20 protein-coding genes and 1 riboswitch are annotated in these 19170 nt (G+C 28.5%); of the genes, 2 read left to right on the top strand and 18 right to left on the bottom strand.

Features of this window, described 5'->3' with window-relative positions:
- Nucleotides 1-505, bottom strand: a 505-nt coding sequence (locus I4V51_RS12750; protein ID WP_195988816.1) for a hypothetical protein, incomplete at its 3' end; no start/stop codon positions are given.
- A 267-nt stretch (nt 506-772) separates the two neighbouring features.
- On the opposite strand from I4V51_RS12750, the gene I4V51_RS12755 reads away from it, so the two are divergent.
- On the top strand, nt 773-1354 hold the full coding sequence (locus tag I4V51_RS12755) for an accessory gene regulator B family protein (protein WP_195988817.1): 582 nt from the start codon (nt 773-775) through the stop codon (nt 1352-1354).
- Entirely contained in the window at nt 1332-1472 is a 141-nt protein-coding gene (locus tag I4V51_RS12760; protein ID WP_195988818.1) for a hypothetical protein, read from the top strand. The genes I4V51_RS12755 and I4V51_RS12760 overlap by 23 nt, the downstream gene beginning before the upstream one ends.
- 71 nt (nt 1473-1543) lie before the next feature.
- Here the strand turns inward: I4V51_RS12760 and I4V51_RS12765 are convergent, their stop codons facing one another.
- The 17 genes from I4V51_RS12765 to I4V51_RS12845 form a co-directional block, all read right to left on the bottom strand.
- The gene (locus I4V51_RS12765) at nt 1544-2812 is read right to left on the bottom strand and encodes a GHKL domain-containing protein (protein WP_195988819.1); all 1269 of its coding nucleotides are present in this window, start codon (nt 2810-2812) and stop codon (nt 1544-1546) included.
- The gene (locus I4V51_RS12770) at nt 2812-3531 is read right to left on the bottom strand and encodes a LytTR family DNA-binding domain-containing protein (RefSeq protein WP_195988820.1); all 720 of its coding nucleotides are present in this window, start codon (nt 3529-3531) and stop codon (nt 2812-2814) included. The genes I4V51_RS12765 and I4V51_RS12770 overlap by 1 nt, the downstream gene beginning before the upstream one ends.
- A gap of 234 nt (nt 3532-3765) precedes the next feature.
- Nucleotides 3766-4221 carry an S-ribosylhomocysteine lyase gene (locus I4V51_RS12775; protein ID WP_195988821.1) on the bottom strand — a complete coding sequence of 152 codons (456 nt, stop codon included), beginning with the start codon at nt 4219-4221 and terminating at the stop codon, nt 3766-3768.
- 16 nt (nt 4222-4237) lie between these two features.
- On the bottom strand, nt 4238-5125 hold the full coding sequence (metF, locus tag I4V51_RS12780; protein ID WP_195988822.1) for a methylenetetrahydrofolate reductase [NAD(P)H]: 888 nt from the start codon (nt 5123-5125) through the stop codon (nt 4238-4240).
- A 158-nt stretch (nt 5126-5283) separates the two neighbouring features.
- Nucleotides 5284-5484: riboswitch (SAM riboswitch) on the bottom strand.
- Between the two features lie 60 nt (nt 5485-5544).
- Nucleotides 5545-6498, bottom strand: a complete 954-nt coding sequence (locus I4V51_RS12785) for an MraY family glycosyltransferase (protein ID WP_195988823.1) — start codon at nt 6496-6498, stop codon at nt 5545-5547.
- A gap of 202 nt (nt 6499-6700) precedes the next feature.
- Complete coding sequence (locus I4V51_RS12790; RefSeq protein ID WP_195988824.1) at nt 6701-7348, bottom strand: V-type ATP synthase subunit D; 648 nt, start codon at nt 7346-7348, stop codon at nt 6701-6703.
- A 3-nt stretch (nt 7349-7351) separates the two neighbouring features.
- Nucleotides 7352-8734: a V-type ATP synthase subunit B gene (locus tag I4V51_RS12795; protein ID WP_195988825.1), complete on the bottom strand. Its 1383-nt coding sequence runs from the start codon at nt 8732-8734 to the stop codon at nt 7352-7354.
- The gene (locus I4V51_RS12800; protein WP_195988826.1) at nt 8727-10502 is read right to left on the bottom strand and encodes a V-type ATP synthase subunit A; all 1776 of its coding nucleotides are present in this window, start codon (nt 10500-10502) and stop codon (nt 8727-8729) included. Before I4V51_RS12800 ends, I4V51_RS12795 begins: the two co-directional genes overlap by 8 nt.
- A 17-nt stretch (nt 10503-10519) precedes the next feature.
- Nucleotides 10520-10831 carry a V-type ATP synthase subunit F gene (locus I4V51_RS12805; protein ID WP_195988870.1) on the bottom strand — a complete coding sequence of 104 codons (312 nt, stop codon included), beginning with the start codon at nt 10829-10831 and terminating at the stop codon, nt 10520-10522.
- Entirely contained in the window at nt 10824-11825 is a 1002-nt protein-coding gene (locus tag I4V51_RS12810) for a V-type ATP synthase subunit C (protein WP_195988827.1), read from the bottom strand. Before I4V51_RS12810 ends, I4V51_RS12805 begins: the two co-directional genes overlap by 8 nt.
- 11 nt (nt 11826-11836) lie before the next feature.
- The gene (locus tag I4V51_RS12815) at nt 11837-12421 is read right to left on the bottom strand and encodes a V-type ATP synthase subunit E family protein (RefSeq protein WP_195988828.1); all 585 of its coding nucleotides are present in this window, start codon (nt 12419-12421) and stop codon (nt 11837-11839) included.
- A 52-nt stretch (nt 12422-12473) separates the two neighbouring features.
- A complete protein-coding gene (locus I4V51_RS12820) occupies nt 12474-12956 on the bottom strand; it encodes a V-type ATP synthase subunit K (protein ID WP_042396194.1) in 483 nt (160 codons plus the stop codon).
- Nucleotides 12957-12968: 12 nt separating this feature from the next.
- Nucleotides 12969-14918, bottom strand: a complete 1950-nt coding sequence (locus I4V51_RS12825) for a V-type ATP synthase subunit I (protein ID WP_195988829.1) — start codon at nt 14916-14918, stop codon at nt 12969-12971.
- The gene (locus I4V51_RS12830) at nt 14905-15231 is read right to left on the bottom strand and encodes an ATPase (protein ID WP_195988830.1); all 327 of its coding nucleotides are present in this window, start codon (nt 15229-15231) and stop codon (nt 14905-14907) included. The genes I4V51_RS12825 and I4V51_RS12830 overlap by 14 nt, the downstream gene beginning before the upstream one ends.
- Nucleotides 15232-15452: 221 nt before the next feature.
- On the bottom strand, nt 15453-17129 hold the full coding sequence (locus I4V51_RS12835) for a B12-binding domain-containing radical SAM protein (protein ID WP_195988831.1): 1677 nt from the start codon (nt 17127-17129) through the stop codon (nt 15453-15455).
- Between the two features lie 25 nt (nt 17130-17154).
- Nucleotides 17155-17649 carry a hypothetical protein gene (locus I4V51_RS12840; RefSeq protein WP_195988832.1) on the bottom strand — a complete coding sequence of 165 codons (495 nt, stop codon included), beginning with the start codon at nt 17647-17649 and terminating at the stop codon, nt 17155-17157.
- A 198-nt stretch (nt 17650-17847) separates the two neighbouring features.
- On the bottom strand, nt 17848-19128 hold the full coding sequence (locus I4V51_RS12845; RefSeq protein ID WP_195988833.1) for a hypothetical protein: 1281 nt from the start codon (nt 19126-19128) through the stop codon (nt 17848-17850).
- Nucleotides 19129-19170: the final 42 nt, after the last annotated feature.

The raw sequence follows: 19170 nt of genomic DNA on the forward strand, positions 1-19170 counted from the left end.
CTACTATATATAATCCTTCTATAAATTTATTTTGAAATAAAACTTTAAAAAATAAAAATATTATTATTATATTAATAGAAACTATAAGAACTGAATTATATTTCTCTATAAAATCATCTACTCTAATTTTCTTAAACTTCATAATTTTATAACTAATATATATAGCACAACTCATAGTAACTAAAAGCATAATAAAATATATCCAATGTGGAAAATCATCATGCCCCGCTATTAAAATCATTAAACTCATAATTATTAACTCTGTTGCGCTAACTATAATACTTGAAATAATCAATTCAACTATATTCACTATAATATTCTTTTTATAAATTTTTCTTACTATGATTATGGCTATTAAGAAAATAGAAATAAATGCTACTAACCCATATTGATCTAAAAGCATAAATATAGTAGTTGCTATTATCCCTCCTAATACTGAATTGAAAATATATTTTTTTATATTACTTTTTTCTTCAATAAATAGTACGTGATATAGCATCAACATACTTGTGAATTCAATAAATGTAAATATCTAAACCACCCCCATACATCTCCATATTTTATCATATTTTTACATTTTCCAAAAGTTTTTTTATTCTTATTATTAGTTATTAGGATATTATCGTGCATATTTAGAAAATATTTATCTTTTTTTTCCTTCTCTTCTTTTTTTCTTCCTTTTATGCTAAATTTAATGAAATTTATGGTTTTAATAGAATTTAAGTGTAATTTATATTATAATTATTTATGTAGTACTTAAGGAGGTATACTTTTGAGTAATCCATTTATAAAAAAACAATTAGATTTTATAGTTACAAATGTTGGATTAACTGATATTTATGAAATCGATAGAATAAGATATGGCTTAGAAGTTTTTTATGGTGAAACATCTAAAATTGTTATTATGATTTTAGTTGCATTAATATTGGACAAGTTGCCAGCATTCATATTAATGATAACTTTATTAATGCTAATAAGACCTTTTATTGGTGGAAGCCATGCTAAAACTTTCATTAGCTGTGTAGTTCAAAGTAATATCTCTTTCATTGTGATATATTACTTAGCATATATCCTACCTCCAATAAATATCACATTTCATTTACTACTAATATTATTAAGTATTATAATTATAAGGAAATTCAATCCTGTTAATCCTCTTCGTAAAGTAATTAAAACACAATATAAAAAGCTAAAATTTAAAGACATAGTTACTTTTACTTTATTAACTTGGTTTGCTTTTTCAAACTTATTACTATCAAATTACTATATTAATTGTGGTTTATTAATAATTTTATATATAATTTTAGATTTTTTAAGGGAGGTTTGTAAAAATGAGAAAAAAAATAGCATCTAAATTTGCAGCTTTAATGTGCACAGTTACAACTATAGGTGAAGTAGCTACATTCGCAGCACCTAATAGTCTTTTATTATGGGGAGAACCAACTCCACCTATGAAAAAAGAAGATAAATAATACTTAGGAGATATATAATAAATTTTAATTATATATCTCCTATTTAATTATATATTTATTTCAGTACATAATTATTTAACAAATAAAATTTTAATATTCATAATATCTCCATCTAAAGATAATTGTATTTTCCCCCTATATTTATCTACTATATTTTTTACATTATATAATCCATAACCTCTACCTTCACCTTTGGTACTATACCCCATTTTAAAAATATTAGATAAGTCTTCTCCTTTTAATCCTTCTGTCATATTCTTCACATTTATTATATAATATCTATTATCCTCTTCTAGAATTACCTCTAACTCTTTTTTCTTTATCATACTAGTTGCTTCGATAGCATTATTTAATAAATTACTCAATATTACTGTAAGCTCTGAATTATCAAGAGAAATATCTTTAAAATTACTTTTTATATTATATGTATATTTGACCCCTAACTTCTCTGCTCTTTGTCCCTTGTTATAAAGAACAGCTTTAATTATAGTATTTTCTACATTTAACAACATTGAAAATTCTTCTGTATCATCTACTATATTAGATATATACTCTTGTAACTTTTCTTTTATTTCTTCTGGTGTTGTAACCTGTGCTATACTCCAGATAGTATTTAAATGATTTTTATATTCATGCTCATTAGCTTTAAGTTTACCCATTAAATCATTTATAAGTGGATTAAATGAAGTTTTAATTTCACTTTTCTTCTTTTCATTTAATGTTTTATATAAATAAACATAAAAATAACAGTTTACTCCTATAAGTATTAACCCTAATATTGTTATCGGAATAATAATCTTAGTGCTCATTAATCTATTAGCCATTAATACCTTTATTAATAAAAAGAATACAAATAGATTTAGTATTATTATATTTATACTTTTATATTTAGAAAAAAAGTTTGAAAACTTTACCCTTTTTATTGCTTTATTAGTACTTAATAAGTAAATTAATATAGACATTATACATGTTACCAACACAAGATAAGTTGTTGGACTTAAATCGTCATTTCCCATTGTTACATATACTATAAAGCTTATTACTAATTCAAAGCCTAACATAAGTAAAGCACTCACTATAAATTCAATAAATGTTACTATAGTATCCTTTTTTTCATATTTACTTATTAACATAGAGTTTAAAAATAATACACCTATAAGAATTATTAACGGATCAGTATCATACATATTTACAAATAATGAATATGTCAATGAAGTTATTATTGAAAGAATACCTATCTTTAAAATTTCTTGAAATATTCTATCATTTATTAAAATATTATATATTAAAAATATAGTTAAAATCTCTATAAATGAAATACCTATACTTACTATATCCATTATTCAATCCTCCTTAAAAATGCTTGTCTATATGTGTAGCTTAATAAAACCACATCATCACATCCTCTCAATTTAATATTCCATACTTTTTCATATGTCTTTTCAATTTCAGTAACATACTTCATATTAATAGCAAATGATCTGTGTGTTTGTATTATTTCATCATCATTTAAACTCTTTAAAACCTTAACTAAAGAAGTCCTTTTCACATTATATAGTCCACTTATAGTATGAATATTGCAACACTTATTTATATACTCAATATAAATAATATCATTATGATATAATTTCACTGATATATTAGAGTCAACATCTATAAATGAATAACGCCCCTCTTTAATACTCTTTAGTGGTGTTGAATTTAAAAACACATCTACAATCTTTATGATATCCTTTTCCTTATACGGTTTAACAATAAAATCATAACAATGAATATTTTTAAATGCTTCTATTATATGTACAAGTTCACCAGTTACAAATACTATACCTGTTAAAGCATGATTTTCATATCTACGTATTTTTTTAGCTAAATCTAATCCTGAAGAATCCTTCAACTGTATATCAATAAAAAATAAATGTATGTCCTTTTCATCAATAATTTTTATTGCTTCATTTTTAGAAGCTGCCTCATATATCCTAACATCTACAAAGTTTGCTTTAATTATTGATGCTAATGCCTCTCGTTGAATTCTTTCATCCTCGACCAATAATATATTCATGCTTATCCTCCTAAAATATACATATAAATATATTATAGTACAAATTTAGACATTTTGCCATATTGTTAAATTTTTATCATATTTTATTTTACATTCTAATATATACTAATTAAGTTTTGTTAATTTTTTTATTAAAACTAAAAAAAATAAATAGACATATAAATGTGTAAAATTATATGCCTATTTATTTTATTAATTCTAATTTCCTTTTAATGTGCTTTTATTTAGAATAATTTATTCGCCATAAATATTTAAAGAAAACCCCCTCTCTAATACCTCTTTAGCATACTCTTTAGCACCAAACAATGATAAATCCCTATAATTTCCACATTGTATATCATTAGCAGCAGGAATCTCTGTTGCTTTTAAAATTTCACTTAAAGAATTTTCTACTGCAACTTTAATTTCACTAGCATCTCTATCTCCAAAAATACTTAAATAAAATCCTGTTCTACATCCCATTGGAGATAAATCAATTATTCCATCTAGAGTATCTCTAAGTTTATATGCTAATAAATGTTCTAATCCATGCATTGCTGCAGTTCCAAAAGCTTCTTTATTAGGTTGTAAAAATCTGATATCAAACTTAGTTACATAATCTCCTTTAGGACCATTTATCAAACAACATTTTCTTATATATGGTGCTTTTACCTTTCTATGATCTAATTCAAAACTCTCTACTTTCTTCATATTTACCCTCCTAAATTTAAACAACTTTTCTATTATTAATTGAATTTATAATTGTATTTATATTATCATGTATTCTTCTTGCTACATATGGATTATTCATAGTGTATAAATGAATTCCATCTACTCCGCTAGAAACCAAATCTACTATTTGTTCAACTGCATATGCAATACCAGCTTCTCTTAATGCATCTTTATCATGTTCATATTTATTCATGATTTTAATAAACTTTTCAGGTATATGTGCTCCACACAAAGTTGATATTCTTTCTATTTGATTCTTATTTACTACTGGCATAATACCCGCTTGAATTGGTGATTTCATTCCTAATTTATCTTTTTCTTCTAACATATGATAAAAATAATTATTATCAAAAAATAGTTGAGAAATAAAATGAGTAGCCCCCATTTCTTCTTTTAATTTTAAGTGCATCATATCTTCTTTTAAATCTCTTCCCCTAACATGCCCTTCTGGATAACATGCTCCAAGTATGTTAAAATCTCCTCTTTGCTTTATATGAGATATAAGCTCATATGCATAATTAAATTCCCCTTTAGGATCCTGTCCAACTGGAATATCACCTCTTAAAGCTAATATATTTTCTATTCCCTGACTCTTTAAATCATCTAATATAATATCTATTTCATCTTTAGTAGATGATATACATGTTAAATGTGCAACTGATTCTACTCCATACTTTTCTTTTACCAATGAGGAGAGTTCCGTTGTTCTATTATTAGTTAAACTCCCACCGGCCCCATAAGTTACACTAATAAAGTCTGGCTTTAAATCCTTTAATTCCTCTAAGGTTTTATAAACAGTACTAATTGGTGATGTAATCTTTGGTGGAAATATTTCAAAAGAAAATACCAGTTCCTTGTTGTTAAATAATTCATTAATTTTCATAAAAAAGCCCCCTTTAAATTAGTTAGTAGTTTGTACTAACAAGTAAGTCCCCATAATAAATTTTTATTCTTTTTTAAATTACTTATTCTTTTTTACCAAATAAAAAAAACCTAAAGGATATTTCCCTTAGGTTAAAAAACACTTTGCCTATAAAAATACCCTTATCTATCAGCTTTAAGCTGTTGGAATTAGCACCACATTAATATAGTTAATAGTTTTTGGTTTTTAGGTAGTAGTTAATTATGAAATTCTAAATAATTTCTTTTAATTTAACTACTCGCTATTAACCTTCTAACTAGTAACTGTTAATAGGTTGCTGGGTTTCAACGGGCCAGTCCCTCCACCACTCTTGATAAGATTTTATTAAATTATACAAAATTTTTCTTAATTTGTAAATACTTATTTGTTTTTTTCTTCCATTAAAATTTTATTAGTAAAATTAATATAGAAATAACACTACATGTTAAACTTATTATACTTATAAATGTTACTATTTGATTAGTATTAAGTCCCTTTTCTTGAAGCCTATAATGAATCTGACTTCTGTCTGCCTGATATATAGGTTTTCCCTCTGAAAATCTCTTAAATATTACAAATATATTATCGAATATAGGAACAGCTAAAGCTAATATCGGTATCATTAAACTTAATATAGTAGCCCCTTTAAACGCTCCATCTAAAGCTATAATACTTAAAATAAATCCTAAGAAATTAGCTCCCGAATCTCCCATAAATACTTTTGCCGGATATCTATTATAAAATAGAAAGGCTAATACAACTCCTGCTGTTATTAATGAAAATAATAATGATGGAGGTTGCCCTAATATTATAGCCGTTGCTGCAAAAGTCATTGCTGAAATAAAAGATAATCCTCCTGCTAGACCATCCATTCCATCAGACCAATTAATTACAGTTGTTACACCAAAAATCCATGTTATAGTAAGTACAAATTGAACTATTGGTGATAACGTTATGTATTTATCTGTAAAAGGATTTGTAAAACCTTCAAATGCAATTCCTGATTTAAATACTATTACTGCTGCTAAAAGTTGAACTATAAGTCTAGGAATAATACCAAATTCTTTACCTATACTTTTATAATAATCATCTACTATTCCAATTAAAAGAATCAATAATGATCCAATGAATATTCCATACTTCTCATCAAAGTTATAATTGTGAAAAGCAATAAAATATGCTATAAAAAATCCAATAAACATGGCAATTCCTCCACAAAGTGGAGTTGCTCCTTTATGAATTTTTCTTTTAGTTGGTTTATCAGTAAAATTATATCTAAAAGCTAATTTCATAAGTATTGGTGTCAAAATAAATACTGTTAAAAAAGCTATTATTGTCGCTAGTAAAAATTTCATTAACATTCTCCTTAAAACTTATCACAATATGCAATATTATGTATTATATTAGCATTATACTATTAATTGAGTTTATTATCAAATATATAATAAATAATATTACATTTGGAAAAATTTCAAACTTCATCTATTTATTTTAATACCTCATAATAATAAAGGAGCCGTTTTATAACAGCTCCTCTTTTATGTGATAATGTGTAAATTAAGCTTCTGCTCTTGAGTTGATCATGTCCTTAACTTTCATTAATCTAGTAAGGGCTCCTCTTTCATTTTCATCAAGTTTCATTCTTATAAACTTAATAGTCTCTTCTAATTGAGGAATAGTCATGTATTCAAGAGCATTAACTCTTCTTCTTGTCTTTTCAATTTCATCAGCCATTAACTGAGTTGATTTTTCAACTTCAGCTAATTCAAGAAGCTTTGGAAGTATAGATTCAAGCTTTCCTATAGCATCATCTAATTCAGAAGATGTATTTGCAAAACCATATGGATAAATGCTTCCTTCACTATCTTGTAATTGTCTGTGGAATTTCATTTGTGGAACATTAACACTCATTATGTTTTTTGTTCCTACTTCAACAGATACACTATCTTTAGGATAAGCAACTGCTTCTTCTAAGAATTCTGAACTCATTACAGCACTTGCCATAACGAAATCTTTAAATGAACCTTCAAGTTCAGCTTCTACTGACTTTCTTAATTCATTATTATATTTAACAAGGTTAATGAATTGTCTCATTAATTCGTCTTGTTTATCTTTAAGAAGCTTATGTCCTCTAGCTGCAGTAGTTAATCTCTTCTTCAGCTTAGATAGCTCCATTCTAGTAGGATTGACATTTAACTTTGCCATATTCTACTCTTCATCTCCCTTTGGCATATACTTTTCAAGATATTCATCTCTGATTCTCTTAAGCTCTGTCTTAGGAAGAATCTTAAGTAATTTCCAACCTAAATTTAAAGTTTCTTCAATTGATCTATTTGCTTCAAATCCTTGAGAAACATATTGTTCTTCAAATGCTTCAGCAAATTTAGCGAACTTCTTATCAGTATCTGATAATGCAGATTCACCTAAGATTGCTGATAATTCTTTAGCTTGCTTACCTTGTGCATAAGCTGAGAATAATTGGTTCATTGTATCAGCATGGTCTTCTCTAGTCTTACCCTTACCGATACCCTTATCCTTAAGTCTTGAAAGTGATGGTAATACATCTATTGGAGGCATAATTCCCTTCTTGTATAATTCTCTTGAAAGGATTATTTGTCCCTCTGTAATATATCCAGTTAAGTCTGGAATTGGATGTGTCTTATCATCTTCAGGCATTGTTAATATTGGAATTTGAGTGATTGAACCACCTCTACCATTAATTCTACCTGCTCTTTCGTATAATGTAGAAAGGTCAGTATATAGGTAACCTGGGTAACCTCTTCTACCTGGAACTTCCTTTCTAGCAGCAGAAACTTCTCTTAAAGCTTCAGCATAGTTAGTGATATCTGTCATAATAACAAGAACATGCATATCCTTCTCGTATGCTAAGAACTCAGCAGCAGTTAATGCCATTCTTGGAGTAGCTATTCTTTCGATAGCTGGGTCAGAAGCAAGGTTCATAAATAATACAGCATTATCTATAGCACCAGTCTTCTTAAATTCATCAACGAAGAATTGAGATTCTTCGAATGTAATACCTATAGCAGCAAATACAACAGCAAAGTTAGCATCTGAATTTAAAACAGTCGCTTGTCTTGCAATTTGTGCAGCTAATTGTGCATGTGGAAGACCTGAACCAGAGAAAACTGGTAATTTTTGTCCTCTAACAAGTGTATTTAATCCATCAATTGCAGATATACCTGTTTGTATAAATTCTGATGGGAAGTTTCTTGATACTGGGTTAATTGCTTCCCCATTTATATCTAATTGCTTTTCTGGTATTATTTTGGGACCATTGTCAATTGGATGACCCATTCCATCAAATACTCTTCCTAGCATATCTTCTGATACACCTAATTGAAGTGGCTTTCCTAAGAATTTAGCCTTAGTTCCTTTTAAGTTAATACCTGTAGAACCTTCAAATAATTGAACCATAGCTTTTGATCCATTAACTTCTAGAACTTTACCTCTTCTTAATTCACCAGTTTGTATTTCAACTTCAACTAGTTCATCGTACTTAACGCCGCTAACTCCTTCAACAACCATTAAAGGACCAACAACTTCTGTTACTGTTCTGTATTCCTTAAGCATTAAGAACCCCTCCTTCGTTGATTAAAGTATCAATGTCAGCTCTTAATTCAGCAGCAATATCATCCATCTTAGATATTTCATCTTCATGGATATATTTACTTCTTGCAATTTTATCTCTTACTTCTAATCCTAAGATCTTATCTAAGTAAACTCCTGCATCTAAAGCTCTTTCTGCTTCTTTTCTGAATAATAATACAAGCTTTAACATTTTGTATTGTTTATCTAATGAAGTATAAGTATCTATTTCGTGGAAACCATTTTGTTGTAAATAGTCTTCTCTTATAGACTTAGCAACTTCTAATTTTAATCTATCTTTTTCTGATAATGCATCAATACCAACTAAGCTTACGATTTCTTGTAAACCTGATTCTTCTTGAAGTAAAGTCATTGCTTCTTGTCTTAATGTAGACCAATCTGCAGCAACTGTTTCATTTAAGTAACCATCAACAGTATCAGCATATAATGAATATGAGTTAATCCAGTTTATAGCTGGGAAGTGTCTCTTATATGCAAGTTGAGCATCTAATCCCCAGAAAACTTTAACTATTCTAAGTGTTGATTGAGTAACTGGTTCAGAAAGGTCTCCCCCTGGAGGTGAAACCGCACCGATTGCAGTAACAGCACCTTGTCTTCCATCTTTACCTAAACAAACAACTTTACCAGCTCTTTCATAGTAATCAGAAAGTCTAGATCCTAAGTATGCTGGATAACCTTCGTCTCCTGGCATTTCTTCAAGTCTACCAGACATTTCTCTTAATGCTTCTGCCCATCTTGATGTAGAGTCAGCCATGATTGATACTGAGTATCCCATATCTCTGAAGTATTCAGCAATTGTGATACCTGTATATATACAAGCTTCTCTGGCAGCAACTGGCATGTTTGAAGTATTAGCTATAAGAACTGTTCTCTTCATTAGAGATTCTCCAGTTTTAGGGTCTTTTAATTCTGGGAACTCATTAAGAACGTCTGTCATCTCGTTACCACGCTCACCGCATCCAACGTAAACAACTATTTCAGCATCTCCCCATTTTGCAATTTGGTGTTGAACAACTGTCTTACCTGCTCCGAAAGGACCTGGTACTGCAGCAGCTCCACCTTTAGCTACTGGGAAGAATGTATCTATAACTCTTTGACCTGTAGTCATTGGAGCTTCTGGTTTTAATTTTTGTGCATAAGGTCTACCTTTTCTTGCAGGCCATTTTTGCATCATTTGAACTTCTCTGTCACCTTTAGCAGTTTCAACAACACAAACTGTGTCTACAACTGTAAAATCTCCAGATTTAATCTCCTTAATAGTACCTTCTATTCCATAAGGAACCATTATTTTGTGTAATACAACTGCAGTTTCTTGAACTGTTCCTATTACATCACCAGCTTCAACTTTGTCTCCCACTTTAACTATAGGATTGAAAGTCCAAACTCTTTCTCTATTTAGTGAAGTAACTGAAATCCCTTTTGTTAAAAATGGTGATTGAGCTACTTTTTCAAATGCATCTAGTGGTCTTTGTATTCCATCGAACATTGACTCTATAAGTCCTGGTCCAAGTTCAATACTTAAAGGTTCACCTGTTGTAACAACTGGGTCCCCTGGCCCTATTCCTGTAGTTTCTTCGTAAACTTGGATAGATGCCTTATCGCCTCTCATTTCGATAATTTCTCCGATAAGACCTTTTTCTCCAACCTTAACCATATCTAATATATTTGCTTCGTCCATTCCTTCAGCAACAACTAAAGGACCTGCAACCTTGATTATTTTTCCGGTCTTCAAATCTCTAACCTGCCTTCCTATAAAATATTGACACCAACAGCTTTTTCTACGCTATCACTAATTCTCTTTGAACCTATATTTAAAGTTCCTTGGTTACTTGGAATTAATATTACAGCAGGAAGCATTTGCTTGTTGTAACGTTCAATTGTTTCTTCTATTGTTACTGCTACTTGTTCTGTTATGAAGATAACTGCGTATCCATTCATAGCCATTCTATCAACAGCAACTCTAGCTTCATCAGCTTCTACAACTGGAAATACATCTATTCCAATAGCTTTGAATGCTAAAACTGAGTCTTTATCACCAACTACACCGATTTTCTTATACATAAATATCACGCAGCCTTTCTCTGATTACTTCCTCAGCAATATTATTAAGCTTACCTACCATAATGATTCTTATTATTTTAATTTCTGTTTCTTTAGCGTAAATATATGATAATATTCTTTCTGGTCCAAATGTTACAAGCTTTCCACTTTTCATAAGATCCATAATATAATTATCACTTAATTTTTCTAAAAGATTTGCTGAATTTGTAGCTATGTACCCTTCAACACCTTCTTTTATTAAATCAGAATATACACTTGTGCTTAATTTTGAAATAATATTTTCTGGTGTTTCATTTAGTATAGACACTAAAGTATCTTTGCTTATAGATCCACCACTAACTAAAACTTCTGAAGCAAACTCTCTTCCTTTACCTTGCTTTTTAATTCTTAGTAAAGTTCTAATATTTGTAGCATCAATAATAGCATTTACAAGCTTATCTGTAAATTTGTAGTTTAAAGATTTTTTTATTTCTACTAACTCTTTAAACATATATTTATCTACAATAATATCGATATTTTGAGGATCTTTATTTGCTTCAAAATCAGCTATTACTTCTTGAACCGCCTTTTCAACATTTCCTTTTAAGTCTCTGAAATTATCTGTATCAATTTTTCTCTTTAAATCACTTAAATCTTCTTTTCCTAAATCTATTAACATATTAGAAAAATCTTTTCCTAAGAATTTTCCTTTTAATAATACCTTTATATTATGGTATTTATATTTAATGCTCATTAGATCTACGATTTCTTTTACTGGGCATAGTTCATAAACTAATTTATAAACTCTTTTAAGCTCTGTGCTTAGAATTTCCTCATAATCACTTGCTCTTTTAACATTACCCATTATATTTGCATACTCAGTTTCCCCAAGTATTTTTAAAACCTCATCAGCAGAATTAGCTTCTAGCATTCTCTCTACTTTGGCCTTATCAAGGAGTCTTGTTTCCAATACCCAAATTCTTGAAAGAGCTTGAGTAAATTGCATTACATCCATACTACCCCTCCTTAATTAAATAACACCTTTGCCACTTCAAACTCTAACTCATCTCTTAATGAGCTTACTAAAGCTTCATAAGTGCTATTTATTTCTATGCCGTTATTTTCTAAGATGAAACCACCTTTAAAGTTTCCAGCTGTTTCACCTAAAGTTATTTGTGCATCTACGTTTTTATTTAATTCATCAATGAAAGCTGCATCAACAATTTTTAATCCCTCTTCATTTAAGATTAAAGTTTGCTTACCACTTAAGTTCATTGAAGAAATTGTATTCTTTACAAAGTTTAAGAAATCTTCTTTAGATAACTTTGTTAACTTATCTATACTTTTTTCAAAAACTTCATCTATAATTTCTTGCTTAGCAGCTAATTTGTTATTTCTAACTTTTAATTTAGCGCTAGAAATTACTCTTTCCTTTTTAGACTTTGCTTCAACTTCAGCCTTTTCTAAAATTTCCTTAGCAATTTCATTTGCACTGCTTACTTTTTTAGAAAGAATTTTGTTCTTTTCTTCTTCAGCAGTAGCTAAGATATTTTCCTTTCCAGCTTCTGCATCCTTTAGGATTTTAGAAGTCATATTCTTTACATTTGACATAATTTATATCTCCAATCTTATATTGACGCTAATCTTATATTGCCGTGTAAAATTACATTGCCATACTTACTAGCATGAATGATATAACGAATCCTAATAATGCATAAGTTTCAACCATCGCTGATAAGATGATTCCCTTAGTATTGTGTTCTGGTCTTTTAGCTAATATTTGGATACCAGAAGCAGCAACTCTACCTTGAGCTATACCTGAGAATAAACCTGCTAAAGCGATTGGTAAACAAGCACCGATTAAGTATAAACCTTGTTCTAAAGACATTCCTGAAGACATCTTAGTGTAAGCAACGAAACCAACAACGAAACCATATAAACCTTGAGTACCTGGTAATAATTCTAATACTAACGCTTTACCGAACTTTTCTGGTTCTTCTGTAACTAATCCTGAAGCTGCTTCCCCAACTAGTCCAACACCCTTAGCTGAACCTATACCTGATAAACCAACTGCTAATGCAACACCTAAAGCTGCGAATATTAAACCACCGTTATTTTCCATAAAAAATTGTATCCATGTATTCATTTTAAAATCCTCCTAATTTTCCTTTAAATTCATATATTTTTCTGATGCTTTGAATGGAGTAAATGCTTTTCCTCCACCTTCATAGAATTTTGAGAAATATTCTACGTATTGTAATCTTGCTGTATGAACGTATGCTCCAAGTAAACCTAATAATAAGTTAAACACATGAGCTGCTACGAATACGAAAGGTAATAATATTATTGCTGGACCAGTTAAAGACTTCATTAATAAGTTTAATGCTCCTGCAATACATCCACCTGATAATCCTAATGCCATAAGTCTTGTATATGAAACTAAGTCACCAATATAACTTGTTATTCCATATAAAGCATATAACCCTTGCCCTATTTGAGCTCCCTTTGTCTTTTCTTCTCTACCACCTGTTAATACTATTACAAGCATACCAAATATCATAGCTGCTATTGCAATATACTTGAACATTGGTGGCCATTTTAACGCTATAGATCCTGCTAATACTCCAATAGATATTAAAGTAATTAACCATGAACCAACATCATAAAATGCATCTTTAGGTTTCCCTGACTTTATAAGTGTATATGCTTTTACACATAAACCAAAGAATATTTGAATAACCCCAAATACTATTGATGCAACTAGAAGAGTATTAACATCTTCTGTTGGATTTATAAGTCCTGGTATCTTAACTGCATCACCAAAGAATGATCCGTAAATCAATCCTATAACGATTGTTGGTATACTTAAGAATAAGAAGAATCTAGCAAAGTCTTCATTTTTCTTATTTAATTTTAAGAATTTCATTGCACAGAATGCACCAATTAACATTACTAATCCATATCCAACGTCAGCAACCATCATCCCAAAGAATATTAAGTAGAATGGCACTAATAATGGTGTAGGATCCACTTCGTTATATTTTGGCAAACTATACATTTCAGTAACAGATTCGAATGTTTTGTTAAGTAATCCATTTTTTAACTTTACTGGAACTGCCTCAACTTCATCTTCTTTTACCTCTTCAAATGATATATAATAATCATCATTTAATACTTTTTTACATATTTTTTGTAATTCTTCGTTTTTCTCTACTTCACACCATCCTTGAATTGCAACAGTATTAGTAGTTCTTAAGAAATTATTTGAAGCTTTATATCTTAAAACTGCGTTTGTAAGATAATCATAAACCAACTTCATTTTCTTATAGTCTTCTTCAAAAGAAGCTACTTCTTCTTTAACAAAGAAAATCTTTGATTTTAATTCTTCAATTTCATGAGCATGATTTGTTATTACCACTTGTGGTATTTCATTATACTCTGATTTAAATGAACTAAATCCAAATCCTCTTAAAAGGTTTAGTACTTCGTCATGTCTTTCTTTTAAAGCCACAACTACAACATTTATGTCATTATTACCTCTAGAGATAATTTCAACATATTCAGCATCTAAACTTTTAGTAAGTTGTTCTTCATATTGTTTTGAAATACTCCCTACAAAAGTTGATACCATATTTAGCTCATTTAGAGCTTCAAAAGAAATATCTAAGGCCTGCCATGGAGTTAAAACTTCAATTTCGCCTTCTAGCTTAGTAATCTTGCTTTCTATGCTATGAAGCTCATCTTCCTTTTCCTTAACTTTAGCATAAATTTCATTCCAGTTAATATTCTTAACCGCTTTTTCTAATTCATCAATAGTTAAGTTTTCCTTGTCATCCTCTAATGCTTTTAATCCTGACTTTTTAGGCATATAGCTAGTTAAAAAGTCTAGAGTCATTTTAGCCTTTGATAAATCTTCTTCATACTTTGCTATATTTGAATCTATAGAATCCTTTGAAAGAGATTGTAGCTCCTCATTAGCTTCTAATATGTTTTCATCTTGTAGATTTATAAACTCTACATTAGAAAAGCCTTGAAGGCTACGAAGAAGCTCTTCTTTCTTTGATTCAAAGGTTAGCAAAGTGAATTTGTTCATCTTAACTATTGCCATGAATCTTCACTATCCTCTCAACAACTATATTAATAGCATTATCTTTTACTTCTTGAGACATATTACGTATAGCTTCTATGTCTTTTTCTCCTACTTTTAAGATAGGTTCTGCATTGCTATTTCCTTCTTCTAAAGCTGCATTTAATAAATCATTAGCTTTTATTTTAGCATTGTTTATTATTTGGTCATATTTAACCTCTGCTTCTTTAGTTGCATTGCTAACAATTTCTTTTGCATTTTGTTTAGCTTCAGAAATTATCGCTTCTGCTTTTTTCTCAGCTTCTTTTATCTCATTAATTGCCTCTAATGCCAAAGTCTCACCACCTTTACTATATACAACTTGGATAATATAAATATTAATACTTTATATAGTATTAATTACTTTTTATCTCTTTTATAATTATACACTGTTTTTACAATTTTTCAACTTTTTTTTGTTAAGATTCCCTAAACAACATTTTAACTTTATAACAATTATCTATTTTATAAAACTTCATATATTTTTTTAACAATATTTTCATAATGTTAAATATGTTAAATACCTTTCACTTTACTAGTTATATCCTCCATTTTTCCATCATATGAACATAAGAAATATACTTTTTCCTTGTTTACATAATTATTTTTTACAAAATCATTTATATTTATAATAAAACTTTCAATATAATTTTCTCTAAATGAATACTCATCTCTAAGAAGATCCTTTATTTCATTTTCCTGCCATTTTTCTAATCCTCTTCCTAAAAATTCTGGCATACCTCTTCTTTTGTTGAATATTAAATAGTCATATTTTATTATGTCACGTAACACTTCACTATCTAACTTTGTTATATCCATATTGAAATCTAAAAATACTTTATAATATTCACTATTACCTATATTTCTATCAAAATACCCTTTTTTATCAAAGTAGTTCCCTAATTCTAAATAAAAATCATAAGGTGTATCAAAACTAGTAATTAAAAATTTTATTATATTATTAAATTTTTGAGAGTTATAATATTTATCAACCATACTTTCTACTTTCTTTAATACTAAAAGCTCATCGTAAGATATATCTTTTGTTTGTAATATTTCATATGGCGGATATGGTGAATACTTCATTCCATATTCTTCGGCTTCTTCTCTCATGGATGATCCTCTAAGTAGCTTTAAAAATCCTAACTGTATCTCTTCTGGTCCTATGCTATAAACATCATTAAATGACTTTTTAAATGATGTTATATCTTCTCCTGGTAATCCTGCAATTAAATCAAGATGTTGTTTAATATTTTTAATTTCAAGCAACTCAACTACTTTTTCTTTTATATCACTAAAATTCACAAATCTATTAATTCTATTTAATACATCATCATTAGTTGTTTGTACTCCTACTTCAAACTGGAATCTATCCTTCGGAGCCTTTCTTAATAGTTCTAATTCTTGTGGTTTTAATATATCTGCAGAGATCTCAAAGTGGAATTGTGTATTAGTTTCAGCATTAATTAAAAACTCCCATATCGCCATAGAAAATTTAAAATTACAATTAAAGGTCCTATCAACAAACTTAACTAACCTAACCTTTTTATCTATAAAATATTGTAATTCTTTCTTTACTCTATCTACGTTTAAGAATCTCACACCATGTGTAGTAGATGAAAGACAATATTTACAATTAAAAGGACACCCTCTAGAAGCTTCATAATATACTATTTTATTATCTAAATTTTCATCTTCTTTATACGGAAATACTATTTCTTCCATATTCATTAATGGTCTATTTCCATTACTTATAACCTCATCATTTTCTTTAAAATACAATCCTCTTATATCCGTAATACTTCTATATCCTAATAAGTATTCGATAAATTCCCTATAAGTTTTTTCCCCTTCTCCTTGAATCACATAATCTCCAGGAAGTTCCTTTAATATATTTAAGCTATCATAAGATACCTCTGGTCCACCATAAACAATCTTTATATTTTTATCTACTAATTTTATTAAATTTGATAGTCTCTTTACTATTTCTATATTCCAAATATATGTTGAAAAAGCTATTACATCTGCTTTTTCCTTTATTATTTCTTCTAATATTTTTTCATCTCTATCATTTATAGAGAATTCTCTTATTTTACATTCGTAATCCATATCCTCCGTAAATGCCTTTAAATACCTAACTGCTAAATTGCTATGAACAAACTTTGAGTTTATAGCTGTTAATAATACCTTCATCCTTTTCTTCCTTTCCTTCGTTTAACTATTTTATTTTTTCTCCTTTTACAAAAAAAATATCTTCCCAAACTTTTTCTTCTTTTATTGTATATATATCACCCAACATCCTTTTTGTATCATCTATATTTGATTTAGAAATAGGGTTTAAATTTTTAAACTCAAATTCCTTCGTTTTTCCAGATGGTAAAACTGCCACAACCTTATTATTAAACACTTCTCCAATTTCCTTATTTATATCCCATATATATATTTCTCCACCAACTTTAACTAATTTACTAGCTTCTTTAATCAAATTAATTTTATTAGCATCTCTCCACATGCTACTTAAATAAAAGAATACTGTGCAAGTGTCATATCCCCCATGAGTATTTTCATCAATAGACCCTTCTAGCAAATCAACAGACACCTCATCTATAGCATCCTTAGAAATATTATATATTACTCCATAGCTTTCCCCTACATCTAATACATCTCCTGTTAACTTTATGTCACTTAAATTTAATATAATTGTTTTCCCCATAAACACCACTCCCCATTTTTACTATTAATAAATTTTACTATTATATTTATATAATTATGTAAATTATTTTTATAAATTCATATTTTTTATTATGTATTTCGGTTTTGTAGTATTTTCTTCTTCCACATGTATATTACATCATTTATATATATTAATGCAAAAAATATTTTGAGATTACTCCCAAAATATTTTTTACTCTTATTTAACTTTATTTTTTTGTTTACTCTTATATATTAAAGCTAATATTATTGCTATTACAAAAACTATAATGAATATCCAAATTACATTTGGGAGATTAAATATATTTTTATTCAATACTCCACCTATCTTATATAAACATCCACCCTTACTATCTAATATATATATATTTGCATTATTATATTTTATTTTCTCTACATGACTTTCCTTATCTAATGCAACTATAGCTCTAGATGTATTATTTTCTGTTAAAACATAGATATAATTATCTATATTATCTGCAAATATTACTGTATCTTTTGGAAAACACTTTCCCTCATAATCAATAGTTAATCCACTTAGTGATGATACTTTATCATGTTGATATCTAGGCCCTAATGTAACTTCTGTTGGGTGATTATTTATAACAAATGAAAGTTTATTGCTTCCATCAGAAAATCTTGGAGATGTAATAGGATCTCCACCGCTAAAATCTGGCCATCCATACCAAGATTTTTCTTTTATATCATATATATAATCTACATCATCCTTAACCGCCCTAACTCCACAATCTTCCATGCCCCCAATTATAGCAGTTAACTTTCCTAGACTATCAATAGCTAAACCTTCAACATTCCTAATGCCTGTAGCATAAGTTACAAATTCTTTAGTATTTAAATCATATCTCAAGATACTTGCATTGCTTATAATATTTTCTTTAATTTTCTGGCCTTCCTCACACATTGTTCCAAAAGGAATAAATCCATAATTATTATTATATCCTATACCTGTTGCTTCCCATTCAAAAGATGCCTTATCTTCATTTTTATTATTTTCATCCACAACTCCAGAATTGGTATTAGATCCTATGCTTATATATAAATAGTCATTATTTAAAATAATGTTTGTTTTGTAATTTAAGCCATTGTTAGGCAGATTATTAATTAACTCTATATAATTTTTCTTATTTGCGTCATATAGTAATACTCTATTGTCAGTTGCTATTATAATATCATTATTATAACATGCTATATCATATATATTTAACTCTTTATCATACAGTAAAATATCTTCTTTATTATCCTCATTTACCATCTTTATAGTATCTTTAAATGCTATGTATAAATTATTTTCTTTATCGAAATCAAAAGAGACTGCTCCTTCCAAAGCCTTTGTATTTATTGACCAATCCACATTTTTATAAATAAGATTCAAGTCATACCTATTACTAATTTTATAAATTCCAAATGATAAAGTTACAATAACTATTGAAAAAACTAAAAACTTTAAAAACCTCTTCATAAATCCTCCCCCTCCTTTATATTTTTATTTATATTTTCTGCA

Origin of the sequence: Clostridium sp. D53t1_180928_C8, assembly GCF_015667795.1 — a bacterium.
Taxonomy (GTDB): Bacteria; Bacillota; Clostridia; order Clostridiales; family Clostridiaceae; genus Clostridium.